13 protein-coding genes and 1 pseudogene are annotated in these 17,250 nt (G+C 64.5%); 3 read left to right on the top strand and 11 right to left on the bottom strand.

The genetic code is table 11. The features are described from left to right. Positions 1-60: 60 nt before the first annotated feature. The 4 genes and pseudogenes from ACP7AX_RS01530 to ACP7AX_RS01515 form a co-directional block, all read right to left on the bottom strand. A complete protein-coding gene (locus ACP7AX_RS01530; protein WP_426225131.1) occupies positions 61-2,742 on the bottom strand; it encodes a PEP/pyruvate-binding domain-containing protein in 2,682 nt (893 codons plus the stop codon). A gap of 138 nt (positions 2,743-2,880) precedes the next feature. Then, a complete protein-coding gene (locus ACP7AX_RS01525) occupies positions 2,881-3,471 on the bottom strand; it encodes a nuclease-related domain-containing protein (RefSeq protein ID WP_426225295.1) in 591 nt (196 codons plus the stop codon). Between the two features lie 489 nt (positions 3,472-3,960). Continuing rightward, positions 3,961-4,143, bottom strand: a pseudogene (locus tag ACP7AX_RS01520) (J domain-containing protein); the annotation flags it as partial. Between the two features lie 116 nt (positions 4,144-4,259). Continuing rightward, the gene (locus ACP7AX_RS01515; RefSeq protein WP_426225130.1) at positions 4,260-5,873 is read right to left on the bottom strand and encodes an alpha-amylase family glycosyl hydrolase; all 1,614 of its coding nucleotides are present in this window, start codon (positions 5,871-5,873) and stop codon (positions 4,260-4,262) included. Positions 5,874-6,050: 177 nt separating this feature from the next. Between ACP7AX_RS01515 and ACP7AX_RS01510 the strand changes: the two genes are divergently transcribed. Continuing rightward, positions 6,051-7,286 (top strand): endonuclease/exonuclease/phosphatase family protein, encoded by a 1,236-nt coding sequence (locus tag ACP7AX_RS01510; protein ID WP_426225129.1) that lies wholly within the window; start codon positions 6,051-6,053, stop codon positions 7,284-7,286. Between the two features lie 179 nt (positions 7,287-7,465). Next, the gene (locus ACP7AX_RS01505; protein WP_426225128.1) at positions 7,466-8,980 is read left to right on the top strand and encodes an MFS transporter; all 1,515 of its coding nucleotides are present in this window, start codon (positions 7,466-7,468) and stop codon (positions 8,978-8,980) included. A gap of 57 nt (positions 8,981-9,037) precedes the next feature. On the opposite strand, the gene ACP7AX_RS01500 is transcribed toward ACP7AX_RS01505, so the two are convergent. The 7 genes from ACP7AX_RS01500 to ACP7AX_RS01470 all read right to left on the bottom strand — a co-directional run bounded on the left by ACP7AX_RS01500 (position 9,038) and on the right by ACP7AX_RS01470 (position 14,827). Further along, positions 9,038-9,934: a 2-dehydropantoate 2-reductase gene (locus tag ACP7AX_RS01500; protein WP_426225127.1), complete on the bottom strand. Its 897-nt coding sequence runs from the start codon at positions 9,932-9,934 to the stop codon at positions 9,038-9,040. A 117-nt stretch (positions 9,935-10,051) separates the two neighbouring features. Continuing rightward, positions 10,052-10,588: a DM13 domain-containing protein gene (locus tag ACP7AX_RS01495; protein ID WP_426225126.1), complete on the bottom strand. Its 537-nt coding sequence runs from the start codon at positions 10,586-10,588 to the stop codon at positions 10,052-10,054. A 256-nt stretch (positions 10,589-10,844) separates the two neighbouring features. Then, on the bottom strand, positions 10,845-11,057 hold the full coding sequence (locus tag ACP7AX_RS01490) for a hypothetical protein (RefSeq protein WP_426225125.1): 213 nt from the start codon (positions 11,055-11,057) through the stop codon (positions 10,845-10,847). Beyond that, positions 11,050-11,565: a hypothetical protein gene (locus ACP7AX_RS01485; RefSeq protein ID WP_426225124.1), complete on the bottom strand. Its 516-nt coding sequence runs from the start codon at positions 11,563-11,565 to the stop codon at positions 11,050-11,052. Before ACP7AX_RS01485 ends, ACP7AX_RS01490 begins: the two co-directional genes overlap by 8 nt. Further along, positions 11,555-12,241: a helix-turn-helix domain-containing protein gene (locus tag ACP7AX_RS01480; RefSeq protein WP_426225123.1), complete on the bottom strand. Its 687-nt coding sequence runs from the start codon at positions 12,239-12,241 to the stop codon at positions 11,555-11,557. The genes ACP7AX_RS01485 and ACP7AX_RS01480 overlap by 11 nt, the downstream gene beginning before the upstream one ends. Before the next feature lie 224 nt (positions 12,242-12,465). Beyond that, entirely contained in the window at positions 12,466-13,596 is a 1,131-nt protein-coding gene (locus ACP7AX_RS01475; protein ID WP_426225122.1) for an NAD(+)--rifampin ADP-ribosyltransferase, read from the bottom strand. A gap of 391 nt (positions 13,597-13,987) precedes the next feature. Next, a complete protein-coding gene (locus tag ACP7AX_RS01470; protein ID WP_426225121.1) occupies positions 13,988-14,827 on the bottom strand; it encodes a GIY-YIG nuclease family protein in 840 nt (279 codons plus the stop codon). 251 nt (positions 14,828-15,078) lie between these two features. Here ACP7AX_RS01470 and ACP7AX_RS01465 point away from each other — a divergent pair, with 251 nt between their 5' ends. Further along, positions 15,079-17,235: a GmrSD restriction endonuclease domain-containing protein gene (locus ACP7AX_RS01465; protein ID WP_426225120.1), complete on the top strand. Its 2,157-nt coding sequence runs from the start codon at positions 15,079-15,081 to the stop codon at positions 17,233-17,235. The last annotated feature ends 15 nt before the right edge of the window (positions 17,236-17,250 follow it).

The following is a 17,250-nucleotide window of genomic DNA, read 5'->3' as shown; positions in this document are numbered from 1 at the left end:
GGATTATCACAGTCGATGGGGTATTCCTGAATCGGTGCGCAGTGATGACGGCGGCGGGCCTCACCACGTGACGGTTCCGGCGGCGCCGTCCACGGTGATGCTCTGGCCATCGCGCAGCATTGTGGTGGCATCCGCAACACCCACCACTGCGGGGATGCCGTATTCGCGGGCCACCACCGCTCCGTGCGATATGACGCCGCCCATCTCCATCACCAGTGCACCCGCCGTCATAAAAAGCGGCGTCCAGCCGGGATCGGTGGAGGGGGCCACCAGGATTTCCCCTGGTTCCAGGTGGGCGCCCACCGGATCCATGATCACCCTGACTTTCCCGGTGGCGGTGCCTGCGGAGGCCGGCGTCCCCGTCAGACTGTCCGCGGCAGCCGGTGGGGGCGCCGCGGCAGCCTCAACGTCTGTGCCGTCCGAGAGCAGAAGGCGCGGAATGCGCCGCCGCCGGAGTTCGACGTCGTACAGCCGACGGCGGCGGGAGACGATCCCTTTCAGGTCCGCACCGCGAAGGCCCACACGGAGTTCGTCGAAGTCCAGGAAGAACACGTCGCCGGCGGCGTCGAGGGTTCCGTTCCTGACCAGTTCGGCACCCACCTCCTCGAGCTGCCGGTGCATCTCCGCCAGCACCATCACAATGCAGAACTTGGGCAGTTCCCGGAGGCCGGCGAGTTCCCGTGTCCGGTGCAGGCACAATCCCACCAGGCGCCCCCGTAACCGGCTCTTTGTCCCGGCCCGCTCCACGAGCTCGCTGATCCTGGCCTCCGCATGGCCGGCGGCGGTGGCGAACTGGCGGTCGGGGGTCTGTTCGGGATCTTCCACGCGGAGGTAGTTGGAGATCATGCCGAGGATGTGGTCCGGTTCAGCGGACCACCGCGGCATCCCCAGATCGATCTCCGCCACCGCCCGGTGGCCGTACTTTGCCAGGAACTCCTGCAGCCCGGACTGGGCGGTGCCGGGCAGCGTTCCCGCCCTGTAGCGGTCAGTCAGCTCGGCGGGCTTCAGCTCCGTGAACGCCCGGCGGGCCGCCGGATCCTTGCCCAGGAACACGGCCAGGTGCCACAGCTCCAGGTCCATAATGGTGGTCACGTTGTGCGGGAGCCCGCGCAGGACCGCCTCAAGTTCGCGCGGCTTCACGATTCCGCGGAGCAGCCCGCGGGCCGCGGCCAGCATCAGGTATCCCAGGGCGGGAGCCGGCAGCGTGGCCTGGATCAGCCCGTTGATGGAGCTGGTCAGGATGTCCTCGGCGTGCTGGAGCCGTCTGGCCGCCGTGGCCGGCACGGGGAGGGCCAGCCGGGCTGCAAGGCTGTCCTGATAGCGCCGCGCCCGCCTCAGTTCCCGGTCCGGCCACAGCAGAGCCCGGGCCATGCCGGGAAGAAGCCCGAAGAACTGGCCGAGGCCTTGGGTGCCTTCAGCACCCTTGGACCGCGTCCGGGCAGGGGCGGTATTGCCGTTGCGGCCGGATTTTTTGCGGGGCGGCCGGACGACGCTGAACCGCGGGTCTTCCAGCAGCGCAGGCAAGAGGGCTGCTGACCGTCCGTCCGCGAGCGGCAGGACCTTCTCCAGTAGTTGGCGGCCGGACTTGTTGCGGAGAATCGGTGTCAGCTCCACGTACATCCGCAGCCCCGGGTACGCGTATCTCCACGGCCCCCGGTTGTTGCCCCTCATGCGGCCCAGGACGGAGAGCCCCATCGGCGTGATGGGGCGGGTGAGGCCCTGGAGCAGGGTGCCGCAGAGGTAAATCCGGGTTTCCGGGCCTGATCCTGCGCCCGCGTTGTCCGTGCCGGCTTGCCCGCCGAGCGGATCGTCCTCCGGCAGCGGGTACAGCGTGGTGATGGGCCGCGACTGGGTCAGCCAGGCCTTGCCGCCGCCGTCGATCACCCATTCCACGTCCTGGGGTGCGCCGAAGAGCCGTTGCGCGGCGTCACCCAGGGAGGTCAGCTCTTGGAGCTGCGGCCCGGTCAGGCTGGGCGCGCGGTCCTGCGGCTGTTGCAGGATCCGGCCCGACGCCGTCTCCACCACGAAATGGTCCGGGTTCACGGCACCGGACACCACCGCCTGGCCTGGCCCGGGGCTGGCATCGATGACTGTCTGGGTCCGGGTGCCGGTCACCGGGTTGGCGGTGAACAGCACACCGGCCGTGCCGGCGCCGATCATTTGTTGAACGACGACGGCGAGGCCCACCTCGCGGTGGCTGATCCCGTTCGCGGTGCGGTAGGCCACGGCCCGGTCTGTCCAGAGCGAGGCCCAGCAGCGCCGGACGGCGTCCGCCACGGCGTGGGCGCCCACCACGTCCATGAAGGAGTCCTGCTGCCCGGCGAAGCTGGCGAAGGGCAGGTCTTCGGCGGTGGCGGAGGAACGTACCGCCACGGGCCCGCTGCCCAGTGCGGCGTAGGCCTCGCGGAGGGCGGCCTCGACATCGGGCGGTACCGGCGCTGCCGCCATCGCCTCGCGGGCCCGCCGTGCGAGGGCGTTCCGTTCGTCGTCCGGAAGTGCCGCTGCGTCCGTTCCGCCGCCGTCAAGGCGGACGGCGATGGCGGCCAGTTCCGCGGGTGCGGCCGCCCGGTAGCCGGCTGTGGTCAGGCAGAATCCCGGAGGCACCGGGAAGTCCGCGGCGGCAAGCCGGCCGAGGTTGAGGGCTTTGCCGCCTACCGCAGCCAGCGGCGCTGACCCCATCTGGCGGAGGTCAACGAGCAGGCCCGGTCCGGCGCCCTCCTGTTCAGGACTTGCAGAGGCCATGACGGCTCCTTGACTGCGGTGGACGCTGATGCCGATCAGGCTAGTCGCGGTGACGGGCAGGGCACAGGGGAGAAGTGCCCTACTTCGGGGGCCGCGACGTTGGTCCGGCTGAGGTTGGGGCTAAGCGCCCACCAAGCCCTACAACATCGAGCGGACGAGCGCGGCAAAACCCGGGACTTCTACTGCATGGGGGGCTTCGCCCTGCAACAGGAAGGCATGGACCTCGGAGACGAGTTCAAGTGGAGTAACCAGCCGGACGGGGGCCCTGCCGGGAAGGGGATACATGCCAGCACGCTCGATCGACGGCTGGGTGAGGCTTCCCGATGGCGAGTGCAGTACAACCCAGCCTTCAACGACATATCCCTGGTAACCGGCACGAATGGCCTCGACACCTGCTCCCAGCCCAAAGGCTTTAAGCTCGCGGCCATTGCGAAACAGCTGCTTGTTGTCCCACCAATAGTCGCCGTCCGCCCACATCTTCGAATCGATCAGTGCAATCCTGTTTCCGGCAATCACGGCATGATCGAGGTCAGCATGTTCAGAGCCCGGCCAGCGAAGGCCGTTGATGAGCCGCGCTGCCGGGATTCCGTGGAGGACTGAGCCGGTGATGAGTTGCGCGGTTCGCCGTTCGCCTTCTGCGCCGATCTCGGCCCTCTCTCCGAAGCGTCCAACCGACAGACTGCGGCCGGGTACACCATGGACGGTGCGGCTGATGATGTCCTCACTCATATACTCGCTGGCTAGGACGGTGGGCGGTGCAGCGCGCTTCCTGGTTGTCCACCACTTTGGGAGCATGGCGAGCGAGAACCAAAATCCGGCAGATAGGACAGTGGCCAGAAGACATGTCAGCCCCATGACCAACCAGTTGGGGTTTGACTGAGTGGTGCTGAAGTAAAAAATGGTACTAAACAGGGGCGGGACAGTGCCCACACTGCCAAAAACGATCAAAACGGTGCGCCACGTTCGTGTCCAGGAAGGCGCGGGGCGGCGGATTTTCTGGGGTTCGCCTGACGGCGAAACAAGTGGTGGCCGGTACTCCACTGCCGGACCCGTCCACCGTGGCGGGGCGGGCGCCTGCTCCATATCAGCGAACGCTGGTTTCGGCTTCTGCTGTGAGGAATCCTGTCCTGACCGCGGGCGTTCCTGTTGCGGCCGATCCTCGCTGGCGCCTCCAGCGTTCCCGGAATTACTGCCCTTTGGAGCGCTGTCATATGCGGCCCTGCGGTCCGGGTCCGAGAGGACATCGTAGGCTTCCTGGACGAGCCGGAATAACCCTGTGCTGCCGCCTGTGTCCGGGTGTGACGTCCTGAGCCTGCGCTGGTACGCCTTCTTGATTTCGGCTGTGTCTGCCGTCGTTGGTACCCCAAGCACCTCGTAGTGTGTGACGGTTGCCTGTGTCATGCGGATTGTTCCTCTCGATTCCCCCACAGGCAGCCTACCTGCACTTACTCCGCTCCGGCGTTGTCGATTTCAGTAACTGTCCAGTCGTGGCAATTACTGATTGGCGTTCGCAAGCCCTAGGACTCCCGCAGCACCCAGGCCGCGTTGTCGGGCTGCAGCCAGCCGTCCTCAGCCAATGGTGAGGCGCTGAGCAGCACCGCTCCGGGCGGGAGCCTGGCCGGTTCGGTTCCCATTGCCACGGCCACCAGGAAGTGGGGGCTCCGCTCGCAGAGGAGGAGGCCGCCGGCCTCGACGCGCCAGGTGCCGCCGTCGTCCGCGGTGAAAACACCCTTCTCCCACAGTTGGCGGCGCAGCTCCAGGGCTGTCCTGGTCAGGTTCAGGCCTGACTCCCGGTCCTGCTGCTGGCGTTCGACGGCGTACCGGCCCCAGCCGGCCGGCTGCGGCAGCCACGGCTGGGCGGCGGGCTCGGCCAGCGAGAATCCGTGGTTCAGCGCCGGGTCCTCGGTCCACGGCAGCGGCACGCGGGCGCCGTCGCGGCAGACCCCGCCGCGCGCCCACATCGGATCCACCCGGGCTTCAAGCGGAACGTCCACCTCGGGCAGGGTTAGCTCCTGCCCCTGGTACAGGTAGGCCGGGCCGGGCAGTCCCAGGAGTGCCACCAGGGCGGCGCGGGCACGCAAGGCGCCGATCGGCCCGCCGCCGAACCTTGTCGCGGAACGGACGATGTCGTGGTTCTCGAGCGCCCAGGTGGGGGTGGCACCGTGCAGCTGCCGGGCGGCCTCGAGTTCGTTTCCGGTGTCTGCCCAGGCGCCCGGGTCCCAGCCGAGCTTCACAAACGCGAAGGCAAACGCCTGCTGCATCTCGTCCGCCCGGGTGTAGCGCGCGGCGCGGGCCGGTTCCAAGTTGACCTCGCCAACCAGCAGGCGGTGCGGCTCATATTTCTCTGCCAGGGCGCGCCACCTCCGGTAGACCTCGTGGACTTCCTCCTGGTCCGAGACCTGCGGGTTGGACCGCAGCCCGTCCACCACCCCGCCTGTGGAGGGGGAGTCCGGCAAGCCCTCGGCCTTGAACAGGGCGTGGGCGACGTCGATCCGGAGACCGTCCACGCCCTTGTCGAACCAGAAGCGCAGCACGCCGTCGAAGTAGTCGCCCACGGCAGGGTTGCGCCAGTTCCAGTCCGGCTGCCCGGCCGAGAACAGGTGCAGGTACCAGTCCGTGTCGGTTGAGGATCCGGGGTTGGCGCGGCTCCATGCCGGCCCGCCGAAGACGCTCTGCCAGTTGTTGGGCGGGACGCCGCCGTTTGGACCCGGGACAAAGTGGAACATGTCCCGCTCCGGCGAGCCCGGCCCGGCCGCCAAGGCAGCCTGGAACAAAGGGTGCTCCGAGGAGCAGTGGTTGGGGACGACGTCGAGCAGGATCCGCAGGCCCAGTGAATGGGCGAGTTCCAGGAGCGAGTCGAAGTCCGCCATGGTGCCGGACAGCGGGTCCACGCCGCAGTAATCGCTGACGTCGTAGCCCTGGTCCAGTTGGGGGGAGGGCTGGAACGGGGTCATCCAGATGCCGTCCACGCCGAGGGAGGCGATGTACGGCAGCCGTGCGGCGAGCCCGGCGAGATCGCCCACACCGTCCCCGTCGCCGTCGGCAAACGAGCGCGGATAGACCTGATAGATGACGGCGGACTGCCACCACTGCCCGGCGGGCGCGAGCGGAATTTCCTCGAGGGGGCTCATTTGCCGGTGCCCGCGGTGAGGCCTTCGACGATGCGCCGCTGGAAGATCACCACCATAGTGACCAACGGTACGCCGCGCCTTCTCCGTTCGCGTGGAGTACGTCTGTTGGTCACCTTGGCGGCTTAGGGTGAACGCACCGTCATCAGTCCCGCCACAGCTTCGCCGCCAAGGAGTCCCATGTCCACGAGACGCCCATTCACCGCTGCCGCCACCGCTGCCGTTCTCGGCGGCCTCGCCGTGGGTTTCGGCGGGGCTCCGGCCGCCGCCGAGCCCAACAAGGACCACACGGTTGACCTGCGGGTGGCCACCTACAACCTGTCGCTTAACCGTGCTTCCGCGGGCGAACTTGAGGCCGATCTGGGCACGCCGAACGACCAGCAGGCGCGGACCGTTGCCGAGGTCATCCAGCGTGCCAACCCCGATGTTGTCCTGCTGAACGAGTTTGACTACGTGCCCAACCTGCGTGCCGCTGACCTGTTCCGCGGGAACTACCTAGCCATCGGTCAGGGCGGGGCGGATCCCGTGGACTACCCCTACGCCTACGTGGCGCCGTCGAACACCGGGATCCCCAGCGGGTTGGACCTCAACAACAACGGCCAGGTGGCCGGCGGCGATGACGCCTTCGGCTTTGGTGCCTTCGATGGCCAGTACGGCATGGCCATCCTGTCGAAGTACCCCATCGACACGGAGAACGTGAGGACGTTCCAGAACTTCCTGTGGAAGGACATGCCGGGTGCGCTTTTGCCGGACAACCCGGCGACGCCCGAACCGGCCGACTGGTTTTCCCCGGAGGAGCTCGAGGTGGTGCGCCTGTCAAGCAAGTCGCACTGGGACGTTCCGGTGAAGGTGGGCCGCGAAACGCTCCACGTGCTCGCCTCGCACCCCACACCGCCGACCTTTGACGGCCCCGAGGACCGGAATGGCCGCCGCAACCACGACGAGATCCGGTTCTGGGCCGACTACGTCACCCCGGGCAAATCGGCGTACATCGTGGACGATAAGGGTACGCGGCGCGGGCTCCTGCCGAGCGAACCGTTCGTCATCGTGGGGGACCAGAACGCTGACCCGCTCGACGGCGACTCGGTGGACGCCGCGATCAACCAGCTCCTGGATTCCAGGCAGATCACCGACCCGCTGCCGGCCTCCGATGGTGCCGTGGAGGCTGCGGCCCTGCAAGGCGGAGCCAACGCCGCCCACGAAGGTGACCCGCGCTATGACACTGCAGACTTCGCCGACGGCGCACCTGGAAACCTGCGGGCTGACTACGTGCTGCCTTCACGAAAGACCACGGTGCTCGGTTCCGGGGTGTTCTGGCCCACGCAGGCTGACCCGCTCTCGCGGCTGACCGGCGTCTTTCCGTTCCCGAGCAGCGATCACCGTCTCGTGTGGGTGCATTTGCAGGTGCGCGGCTGACAGCGACTATGCGTTCCGCCGGAGGCCACTCCTGATTCCCTGTTGCCACGGCGCGGCAGCGGCAGGATGATCGGAGTGTTGGGCTCCTACCGGCCACGCGCGCCGGAAGCCGGTCATCCGGGCCGGAAGAACGAACGGCGACGGCCCAGCTGACGAGCGATGCGGGCGGTGAGCGGGCCATGACAGAGCATAAAGGGCAGCAGCGGCGGCTGAAGGTATCCGACGTCAATGTGGTCAACCGCCGCACGCTGAAGAAGGCGCTGGGCGGAACCATCGTGGGCAACACGATGGAGTGGTACGACGTCGGCGTGTTCGGCTACCTCATCACCACCATGGGGCCGGTGTTCCTGCCTGAAGCGGATAGGGCTGTGCAGAACCTGTTCCTCCTGGGAACCTTCGGCGCCACGTTCATCGCCCGGCCGCTGGGTGGCATCTTCTTCGGCTGGCTGGGCGACAAGATCGGCCGGCAGAAGGTGCTGGCCATGACGCTGATGCTCATGGCCGTGGCCACGTTCGCCGTCGGCCTCCTTCCGGGGTATGCGGTGCTGGGCATCTGGGCGGCGGTGCTGCTGGTGGTCCTGAAGCTGGTGCAGGGCTTTTCGACCGGCGGCGAATACTCGGGTGCCACCACGTTCGTGTGCGAGCATTCGCCGGACCGCCGCCGGGGCTTCTACGTCAGCTTCCTGGACATGGGCAGCTACCTCGGCTTTGCGGCGGGCGCGGCCGTGGTGTCCGCCCTGCAGCTGACGCTGGGCCAGGAGCAGATGGAGGCGTGGGGCTGGCGGATCCCGTTCCTGGTGGCCGGTCCGCTGGGCGCCGTGGCCGTGTACTTCCGGATGAAGATCGAGGAGTCGGCCGCCTTCAAGGCCACGCTGGAAGCCGAAGCCGTGGCGGCCAAGCACCCGGAGACCGGGGAGGATCTCCGGCCGGTGGGCCCGGTGGGGATCCTGAAGGCGCACTGGCGGCCCATCCTGCTGGCCATGATCCTGGCGGCGGCCGCCAACACGGTGGCCTACGCCCTCACGTCCTACATGCCCACGTATCTGACCAGCAACAAGGGGTACAGCGAGGTAGAGGGGACGCTGCTGACCATCCCTGTTCTGGTGGCTATGGCGTTGTGCATCCCGTTCACCGGGCTGCTCTCGGACCGGATCGGCCGCCGTCCCGTGCTGTGGATCGGGGCCGCCAGCACCGTGGTGCTCGCGGTTCCGGCGTTCCTGGCGATATCGGTGGGCAGCGTCCCAATGACATTGCTGGGCCTGGCCCTGATCGCCTTCCCGGTGGCGTTCTCGGTGCCGAACCTCGCCTCGGCGCTGCCGGCGCTGTTCCCCACCGAGCACCGTTATTCCGCCATGGGGATCGCCTACAACCTGGCGGTGGCCATCTTCGGCGGGACGGCCCCGTTCATCATTGCGTCCCTCATCGAACTGACCGGGGACGACATGGCGATTGCGTACTACCTCATGGCCGTGGCCGCGGTTGCCGCCGTGGCCATCTGGTTCCTGCCCGAATCAGCCCGGCGGCACCTGCCCGGGTCCATGCCCAGCGTGGAATCGGAGGAAGCCGCCCGCAGGCTGGTGGAAACCCAGGACAACAACCCGCTGCTGGACCTGGACTCGCTGCCGTTCGAGAGCAGCTTCGAGATCGCGCGGGCAGAGCATAAGGGACGGCCCGGGAAGCCGACGGTCATGTGAGGCGGGGAGGCACGACGGCGGCACTTGCGTGAGTGCCGCGGTCAGCAATGGTGCGGGTTAGCGCGGCAGGCCGGCCCTGATCTGGATGAGGGTGAGGTCCAGCAGCGGAGTGGGAACGTTGAGCTCCCGGGCCCTGCGTGCGAGGTCGCCAAGGATGTGCTCGGCTTCCGACGGCAGGCCCGCGCTTAAGTCCCGGTACAAAGAGGACGTGAAGGCCGATCCCGGCTCGGTGAGTATGCCGAGCGCTTGTGCATGAGCGGCGTCGGAAACGGGGTGTCCTGCCGCAGCCGCAACCGCTTCGGTTTCACTGATGGCCTCCAGAATCCTGGACTCACCGCCGGCCTCGATGATCCGTCCCACCGGCGCCCGGAACAGGCAATTGACAATCCCCGCGGCAGCGATGAATGCCCATTTATCCCACAGAGCGCCCAAGACGTCGTCAACTACCGAGAAGCCGACGGCGGACACGTCCAGAGCCTTGGAAACTTCCGTGGGGACAGAATTTCCGTTCAGCCCGCCCACCGTGAGCGAAGTGAGGGGCACCTGCTGGCGGACCACATCGCCGTCGAGTGTGGCGACGATCCGGGCCAGGCCGCCCAGCACCAGTCCCGGGTACTGCTGCTCAAGCCGGTCCACATGGGCCATGCCGTTGAGGATGGGAACGATGCTGGTTCCAGGTCCGACGAAAGCGCCCAGCTCACCGAGTACGCCCTCGAACGCGGTGGCTTTTACCGTGACGATGATTAGATCGAAGGGCTCCGACCCATCCGGGGCGGTAATGGTTTGCACCGCGTGGGTCCGGTCAGCGGTGGGGGAGATGAAGCGCAACCCGTCGCGGCGAAGGACCTCCTGCTTGCGCGGTCTCACCAGATACGTGACGTCCCGTCCGGCTTCCTGCAAAAGAGTACCGAACGCCCCGCCTGTGGCTCCGGCTCCGACGACGAGTATCCGCATGGGTGCATACCTTTCAGGGGTGGTGCTCAAGGGTGTTCACCGGGAGCCAGGGAACAGCTGATGCTTTTCGGTCAGGCTCTGGGAACTGTACTGGTGCAACATCCTTGACAGTACTACTCAGGCAGTTAGCTCTGCGGCGGCAAACGATACTGCGAAGCGCGCGCACCAGATGCTGACCGAAGTGTAGTCAGCCAGTTTCGTCCCGGCAGGGATCTCGTAGTTCTGGTCACCCTTGTTGGCTTTGAGTGCTCCCAGATCCAGGTGTCCACCGTCGTCGAAGACGTGCCAGCCCGCGATTCCCTCAATCACCGGGGCATCGGTGAGCCATACCCGCAGGTCCGGACCATCGGAGGTATCAAGGCCTTCGAACCGGAGGATGTGGGTCCCGTCGGCGAGTTCGATGATCTTCACGCTTCCCTTGCTGGCATGTTCATGGCTGATGAGTTGGCCTGTTGCCACCTCGCGGGGAACGGCAACAGTGGAAGGCTCAGCCGAGGATCCCGGCGGCGGGGTGGTGGTCTGCTTAGCGGCCGGAACGTCCTCGGTCACAGTGGAGCTCGTGAAGATCCGCCACGGCTGGAACAGGTAGAGTCCCGTGGCCACCACCATGGCGGCCACGAGCAGCACGGCCGGCATGAGGAGGCGTTTGTTCATACCACTTCAACGCCAGGACCTGCGCTGATGTTCCGCGCCGGCGCTAAGCTAGCCCGCCACCGCCACCGCCACCGCCTTCGCCGCCTTCGCCGCCCGGGAGACCTCCATCCATTCGCTCAGCCACGGGCCCGGACGCTCGACGTGAGTCGGCAGTCGGCCACGAAGGTTCCCTTGGCGCCGGCGTCGACCCAGTCCGTGAGCGTGGAAAGGTCCGCCAGTGAGCGGATGATCGCCGACTCGAGAGGGTATGCCGGAATCAGCCCAGGGACATCCGGAGGCGCTGCACGCCGTCTGCACCTTCGGGCACGAGGTCCATATGCTCGGGGGTGTTTTTCAGGTAGCCGAGCATGTGTGCGAGGTGATCGCGTTCTGCAGGCTGATAGGTGACGCCCCGCAGGTCACCCGCACCCACGACGGCGGCCAACGTCAGGAAATCAGTGATGTGCCGTTCTCGGAATTCATCATTCACAATCTTCAGGGCGGCGGCTTTTCCGATCAGGCTGCCGTAGTGACGGGCGGTTCACCTGACCTGTGACCGCCCCTGCTATGACATCGACCGTTTCCGCCCTGTCTAGGGCATGCTGGGTGGCAGGAGCCGCGATCGTAGTCCCGCCTGTCACGCCAATGCGCCCGGCTGCACGTTCCCCCAGATGGCGTGGAATCAGGACATCCACAACGGCTTTTCCCCGGAGCCATCGGTGCTGGTGGCCTTCCATAGACTCGCCAGCCGATTCGAAGTCAAGCTTTTTCAAGAGCGAGGTGAAATCGTGGAGCATCCTAGGGTAGGCGCGGATGTCGAGGGTAAAATCGGCATCAGTTGTTGCCCTAACAATCGGCGCACTTCGTTCAACTGCGTGCAGGTAGACGGCCTGTCCGCCCACCAGGACCCAGCCTTGTGACATGCGCGAATGGATTTCGAATACCGCCTGCCAGGCTTCCTGCTGCTCGGCGTACATTGCCGGGAGTTCAATCGGCACGGATGCTCCTGACAAGTTCTCGAGCGGCTTCCTGTTCCCGGGCGCCTGGGCGTTCAGCCAGATCCGCGGCTACGACCAGTATCGGAAGCTTATGGGGGACCTCGTCAGCTACGTGCAGAACAACGTTGGCCCGCTGCCCGGGCTTGGCCAGGACCAGGAACCAATCCCTCACAAAGGCATCCACGTCACGCCGGCTGACATAGGCCTCGAGCTCGGAGTTTGCGAGCAGGCCCGATTCGGGATGGGAAACCCCGGATGGCCGTAGACGAGGATCCTGCTTCAACTCTGGGATGTCGCCCGGGCCGGCGGAAAACTCAAGTCTGTCGGCCCGGTTGGCGAGTAAGGACAGGAGGAGTGGGAAGGAGAAGGCTGCGTCCTCCCACCGCTGCAGCCGCTGATTGAGGCGGTACCTTTCAACTGGAGAAACGTGCACAAGGAAGTCGGACTCCGCGCCTTCCCGGGCATTGCCGGCGGCCATGGCGAACAGCCACGCGTTACGCTGCGAAAGGGGCCGGCCGGCAGGTGCCCCGGGCCGATATTGGGATGCGTCCGCTTCATCAACCAGCCATCGTCCGCCAACTCTCTGCCCCCGGATGCGACCGGACTGGACTAGGTGCCGGGCGCGGCTGTCGTTCAGATTGAGGCGCTTCGCCAATTCGGGGATACTCAGAGGCATGTCAAAATTGTAGCGGTATCGCTATGAATATGAAATGTGTTGGGTCGTGGGTGGGATCAGGCCGCCACCGCCGCCTTCGCCGCCCGCGAGGCGCCATCCACTCGCTCTGCCACGGGCGCCCGTGCGGAGCACAAGGGGCGGCCGGGGAAGCCGACGGTGATGTGACGCAAATACGAACGACGGCGGCACTTGCGTGAGCGCCGCCGTCGCCGTTCTTCTCGGCGCTACTCGCCGTCGTCGTCGGTGTTGTTGTCGTTGTCCTCAAGCCACTTTGCTATCCGCTGCCCCCGCTTCGCGATGAACTCCAGCGTGGCCTCGCGATACATCACGTACTCCTCGGTTGTGGCCGGTGTCCCGCGATGCTTGAAGCCGTCGAACGGCAGGAAGAACAGAACCTCGCTGTAGTCGGGCGTCACGAGGTCTTGGAAGTGGAAAAAGTCCACGAACTCCTTGAATCCGTCGAAGAGCGCGAAGAAGTCCGCGTAGGCGGTGAGGACATCGGCGAGGGGGCTTTCTGGCTCTCCTGCGTAGTGACGCCGGGTGCACTCCAGGGTGAGGTCCATGCGGTCGGCGATCCGCGGCCTGGTCCCTCGGGCCTGGTTGATGGTGGGCCGGTCCTTCGACCTGACGGGCCAAATCATCGCACTGCCGATGGTGTACGGCGGGTTAAGGTAACGGGCCCGCTGCTCCTGGTTGAGACCGGCGATAGCGCCGACGAGAGCCTTCGGGCGCAACCAGCGGGTGTAGGAGTTCGTGATGGCGTCGCTGCCGTACCAATGCCTGGCCCCGGAAGCGTCGGTGAAGATCAGGTAGCCGTCGCCACGATTCGCCGGCATGGTGGGGGCGAAAAGCACACCTGAGTTCAGCCGCTTTGTCCACAGGACCTGATGGAGCGACCGGAGCTTCGGACTGACACTGTCCGGGTCTTGGCTGCGCCTCGCTGGCTGGTCGGTCATGAAGTCGAAGGATGGATCGAAGCCCCGCACCTCGGTGCAGTGAGTCTGCCAGCCCCGGACTTCGTCCAGCACCCGGATGGGTTCGTGCGTGCGATAGGACCGGGCATGATTTCCGGAAAGCCCCTCGTCGCTCAGGTGGGGATGGTTCTCGAAGGGGCCAGTGGGTTCCACCCGGTAGATCCGTCCTCTTCCCTCGCCTGCGCTGAATTCAGCATGCCGCCGGGCCGCATCGAGGGAGGCCGTGACGAAGATATGGGTGGTCGCCTCCCGTGCCTCGAAGCCTGAGGCGTTGCCAGGGACCAACAGGTTTCCGGCCTGCAGGTTCGCCCTGGTGCCGTGGTAGAACGGCCCTGAATCGTTGGGACCGTGCGTTGCCTCAGCGAGACCAATTGCAGTCATTCTTTTCCCCATTGTTAGTGCGGCTATTGCCGTGATGCTATTTCTTCAGGGGATGGAACGATTCGTTCTTGAGGCAATTTTGCGTTGATCTTTCGCTCGACGCGTCCCGGTCAGCCGCCCGGAACGGGAACCAACGGCGAAGTCTCCCCGCAAGTTGGCGCCGACTGCGACAAGTATCGCGCCGCAAAGGACGCGACTGGCTTTGGGCCACGAGGCAGGCAACGGCAGCGTGCCTACAACGATGCATTGCGGGACCTAGTAATTCCTGCAATGAGCCACCCACCCGTTATTCGTATCCCAGTTCTCGACGACAACGGCGCTGCCGCCTATTTACGCCATCGCGAAATGCTCATTTCGAGGTTGCGCCACTAAACCGGGGACGGCTACCCACCTAGTTCCGATTATGGCCCGTTTGGCGGGACAGTAGAGCCCTCTTGAAGTGCGCTTCGGCGGCATCCACTTGGGCGCCGATGGCGCTGGGTGCGAAAACCCGCAGGATGCTGAACTGATAGTGACGCGCGTGGCTGGCATCGGTCCCGGCCAATTCCCGTAGAGCCACATTCCCGCCGTGACCATTCCGGGCATATTCGCTCCAGCGGCCCAGGAATCGTTCCGTGCCATCAGCCTTACCGACGTAGAGTTTGCCGGTCTTTGTATCAGAGATGAGGTAAATGCCCTGAACGGAACTGAGGGCCGTGCGCCATTGGCTGTATCGGTCATCAGCCACCACCGCCTGCAGTTCGTCGTAGCTGATAAGGAGTGAATCGAATCCGGGAAACCGTTCGGTCTGTGGGTCGGCAATCTCGACGACAGGCATAAGACTTGCGGTCTTTCCAGCCTTCGCCCAGTTCACAGTGTCGGCGGTCCATTCAATAACGAGACGGTCCGCCATGGCAGAGAAGATCGGCGAAGGACGCAGGTCAAAGAAACGTAAGGTCTTCGTCCGTTCCGCTTGAACCTCACCGTTGTTCTCAAAGGCAGTAATGAAGCGCGCGCGTCGTCCGGAAGTTGCAAGGAAGTTGAGCCAGATCCTTGGCGGGGTTCGACCAAGCTTGTTGTTCTGACCCTGTTCGCGGGTGTACGGCAGAAGGCCAGGTCCCAGAGCATCAGCCCTGGTTTCCAACCCGCCGGCGTTGAGTGTATGGCGGATGACGATTATTTCCTCCTGCACCAGCCCGGCAGCCTGAAACAGGTGACCAAGTTTGAGTTCAGCAGATAGGTCGCTATTCATGTAGTGTCTCCGCTCGTTCGGCCGGCCTCCGGCCTAAGCCTAAGGCTCGTCGCTGGGTGGTTGTCCTCGCCTTGCGTCGGGATAAGCCCGGCTGGGCAATAAGTCAATCACCATGGCTACGATTGCCGGATGACGTGTCGGGGCCATGGCGCGATACACGGGGGTAATAGGCTCGTCCTCATTGGGCGTGAGGCCGGTGCGTGATCCGGCCGGTGTGAAGCCCACGAAGTCTTGCGACAGGAGATGCGCAAATGGACACCGCCGTTCGAACCCCCCTAGAGGTGTTCACGATGCCACAGCACCTCGTTGTGCCCCTGTTTCAGCGCCCCTACGTATGGGAGCAGGAGAATCAATGGGTTCCGCTCTGGCAGGATGTCCGGCGCCTAGTCGAACTGAGACTTACGAACTCGGGCACGTCGCCAACGCACTTTCTTGGCGCGGTTGTGTTGCAGTCGATGCCCAGTCAGCTGGGCTCGATGCAGTCTTGGGCGATAATCGACGGCCAGCAGAGGCTCACGACGCTGCAACTGTTGTTCGATGCGGCTGCATCTGTTTTTGAGTCTCGAGGGCTGGACCAAATCACTGGTCAGCTAGAGGCCCTGACACTGAATCCAGTTGCATTTGTCCAGGGAGAGGACGTTGCGCTCAAACTGCGTCACACGAACCGGGATCGGGCATCCTACGACGAAATCATGCTAGCTGATCCTCCCGTTGAATACGGCACTCTCACCCATGCTTCGTCATTGATCACCCGGGCTCATCAATACTTTGCTGAGCAAATTACTTTATGGACTGGCGAAGCTGGAGACGACGCAGCCGCCCTGAGGGCTGGCGCGCTCGCAACCGTCCTCACGCAGTCGCTGCAGATCGTCGTCATAGGCTTACGTGCTGACGAGAATTCCCAAGAGATATTCGAGACTCTAAACGCGCGAGGCACGCCGCTGACTGCTGCCGATCTGATCAAGAACTTTGTCTTCCAGCGTCTCGCAGCTGAAGGCGTCGACACTCATATGGCGTACAGGGACCTGTGGCCGTTTGACACGAAGTTCTGGGAAAAAGAGATCAGTGTGGGGCGATATCCGATTTCACGCAGTTCGTTATTCCTAAACCAATGGCTTGTCTCCAGAGTAGGAGAGGAAATTGGTCCCAAATCAACGTTTACTCGATTCAAACACTTTGTGGAGCATGAGGCAGGCACCTCCATCGCCGCGCTCTTGAGGGATGTGAAAGAGCAGGCGGGGCACTATCAGGATTGGACCGAAAGGGCAGCTGATCCTTATGCCGCCCTTGACGTCGTGGAGATGTGTGTCTATCGGAGCCAAGCGGCTGAGATTGAAGCCCTAAAGCCAGTTCTGCTTTGGCTTCATGAGCCCGGATCGTCGGTCTCACCAGGCACCCGGGACAATGTCATTGCCATGCTGGAAAGCTGGTTTATGAGGCGGGCATTGCTCAGACTTTCCCTGGGTGACATGGGCCGTGTGATTGCCGATGTTATTAGGATGCACCGCCGTGCTCCTGACTCGGAGCTCGTCCAGCGCATTGAACGGTATCTCACCAAGCAGAATGCCACCAGCACGTACTGGCCCGGTGATGAGGAACTGCGAACAACTCTTGCTGCGGATGCCGCATACCGACGCTTCAAGCGCGGCCGTCTTCGAATGTTTCTCGAAGCAGTCGAGGACCACTACCGCGGATATACGGGGTCAACTCCATCACAGACTGGAACTCGCGTTCCACGTTCGGGGTTTCCCATTGAACACTTGATGCCTCAAAGTTGGGCCCAGCACTGGGCTGTCGCCGGATTGGCGGAGGAACTAGAGCGTGAGTCGCATATTCACAGGCTGGGAAACCTTACGCTTCTAACGACGTCTTTGAACTCCGCGGTCTCTAATGGAGCGTGGCTGGGAGAGAACGGGAAGAGAGCCAAACTCGATCGCCATGATGTTCTTCTGATGAATCGCAGGATCCGAGAATCGTCCGTCTCAGGATGGACCGAGAAGCAAATCGACGAGCGGACATCCGATGTTGTGGACGCGCTCATCGCCACCTGGCGAGTACCAGCGGGCCACCTCGGCACTGTGAGCACGGGCACTTCGATACCGCTTCCCGAGACCACCACGCGAGAGTTGGTGGCATCCGGTCTTCTTCCTGCCGGGACCCTGCTGCGTGCAGGATATGGGCAGTGGGCCGACCGTCGCTGCGAGGTCTTGGCAACAGGCGAGTTGCTGACCGATGACGGAAAGAAGTTTTCAACCCCTTCAGGCGCCGGGCATCACATACGAAAAGGGGCCACAAACGGGTGGTCGTTCTGGGAACTACCCGACGGCCGTCGCCTAAGCTCTCTTCGCGCCGAGTATCACTCGTCACGTCGGAATCACCAAGATTCTCAGGGACCTGACCCGACATAGTTCCCAAGGCTCCGC

This window comes from Pseudarthrobacter sp. DSP2-3-2b1 (genome assembly GCF_049895945.1).
Taxonomy (GTDB): Bacteria; Actinomycetota; Actinomycetes; order Actinomycetales; family Micrococcaceae; genus Arthrobacter.
This window is presented reverse-complemented; position numbering and strand designations above follow the sequence as displayed.

Excerpts from the sequence above, each read along its gene's own strand:
- ACP7AX_RS01510 (WP_426225129.1), top strand. The coding sequence starts at position 6,051 with ATGTCCACGAGACGCCCATTCACCGCTGCCGCCACCGCTGCCGTTCTC.
- ACP7AX_RS01465 (WP_426225120.1), top strand. The coding sequence starts at position 15,079 with ATGGACACCGCCGTTCGAACCCCCCTAGAGGTGTTCACGATGCCACAG.
- ACP7AX_RS01470 (WP_426225121.1), bottom strand. The coding sequence starts at position 14,827 with ATGAATAGCGACCTATCTGCTGAACTCAAACTTGGTCACCTGTTTCAG.
- ACP7AX_RS01505 (WP_426225128.1), top strand. The coding sequence starts at position 7,466 with ATGACAGAGCATAAAGGGCAGCAGCGGCGGCTGAAGGTATCCGACGTC.
- ACP7AX_RS01500 (WP_426225127.1), bottom strand. The coding sequence starts at position 9,934 with ATGCGGATACTCGTCGTCGGAGCCGGAGCCACAGGCGGGGCGTTCGGT.
- ACP7AX_RS01530 (WP_426225131.1), bottom strand. The coding sequence starts at position 2,742 with ATGGCCTCTGCAAGTCCTGAACAGGAGGGCGCCGGACCGGGCCTGCTC.
- ACP7AX_RS01525 (WP_426225295.1), bottom strand. The coding sequence starts at position 3,471 with ATGAGTGAGGACATCATCAGCCGCACCGTCCATGGTGTACCCGGCCGC.
- ACP7AX_RS01515 (WP_426225130.1), bottom strand. The coding sequence starts at position 5,873 with ATGAGCCCCCTCGAGGAAATTCCGCTCGCGCCCGCCGGGCAGTGGTGG.
- ACP7AX_RS01495 (WP_426225126.1), bottom strand. The coding sequence starts at position 10,588 with ATGAACAAACGCCTCCTCATGCCGGCCGTGCTGCTCGTGGCCGCCATG.
- ACP7AX_RS01480 (WP_426225123.1), bottom strand. The coding sequence starts at position 12,241 with ATGCCTCTGAGTATCCCCGAATTGGCGAAGCGCCTCAATCTGAACGAC.
- ACP7AX_RS01475 (WP_426225122.1), bottom strand. The coding sequence starts at position 13,596 with ATGACTGCAATTGGTCTCGCTGAGGCAACGCACGGTCCCAACGATTCA.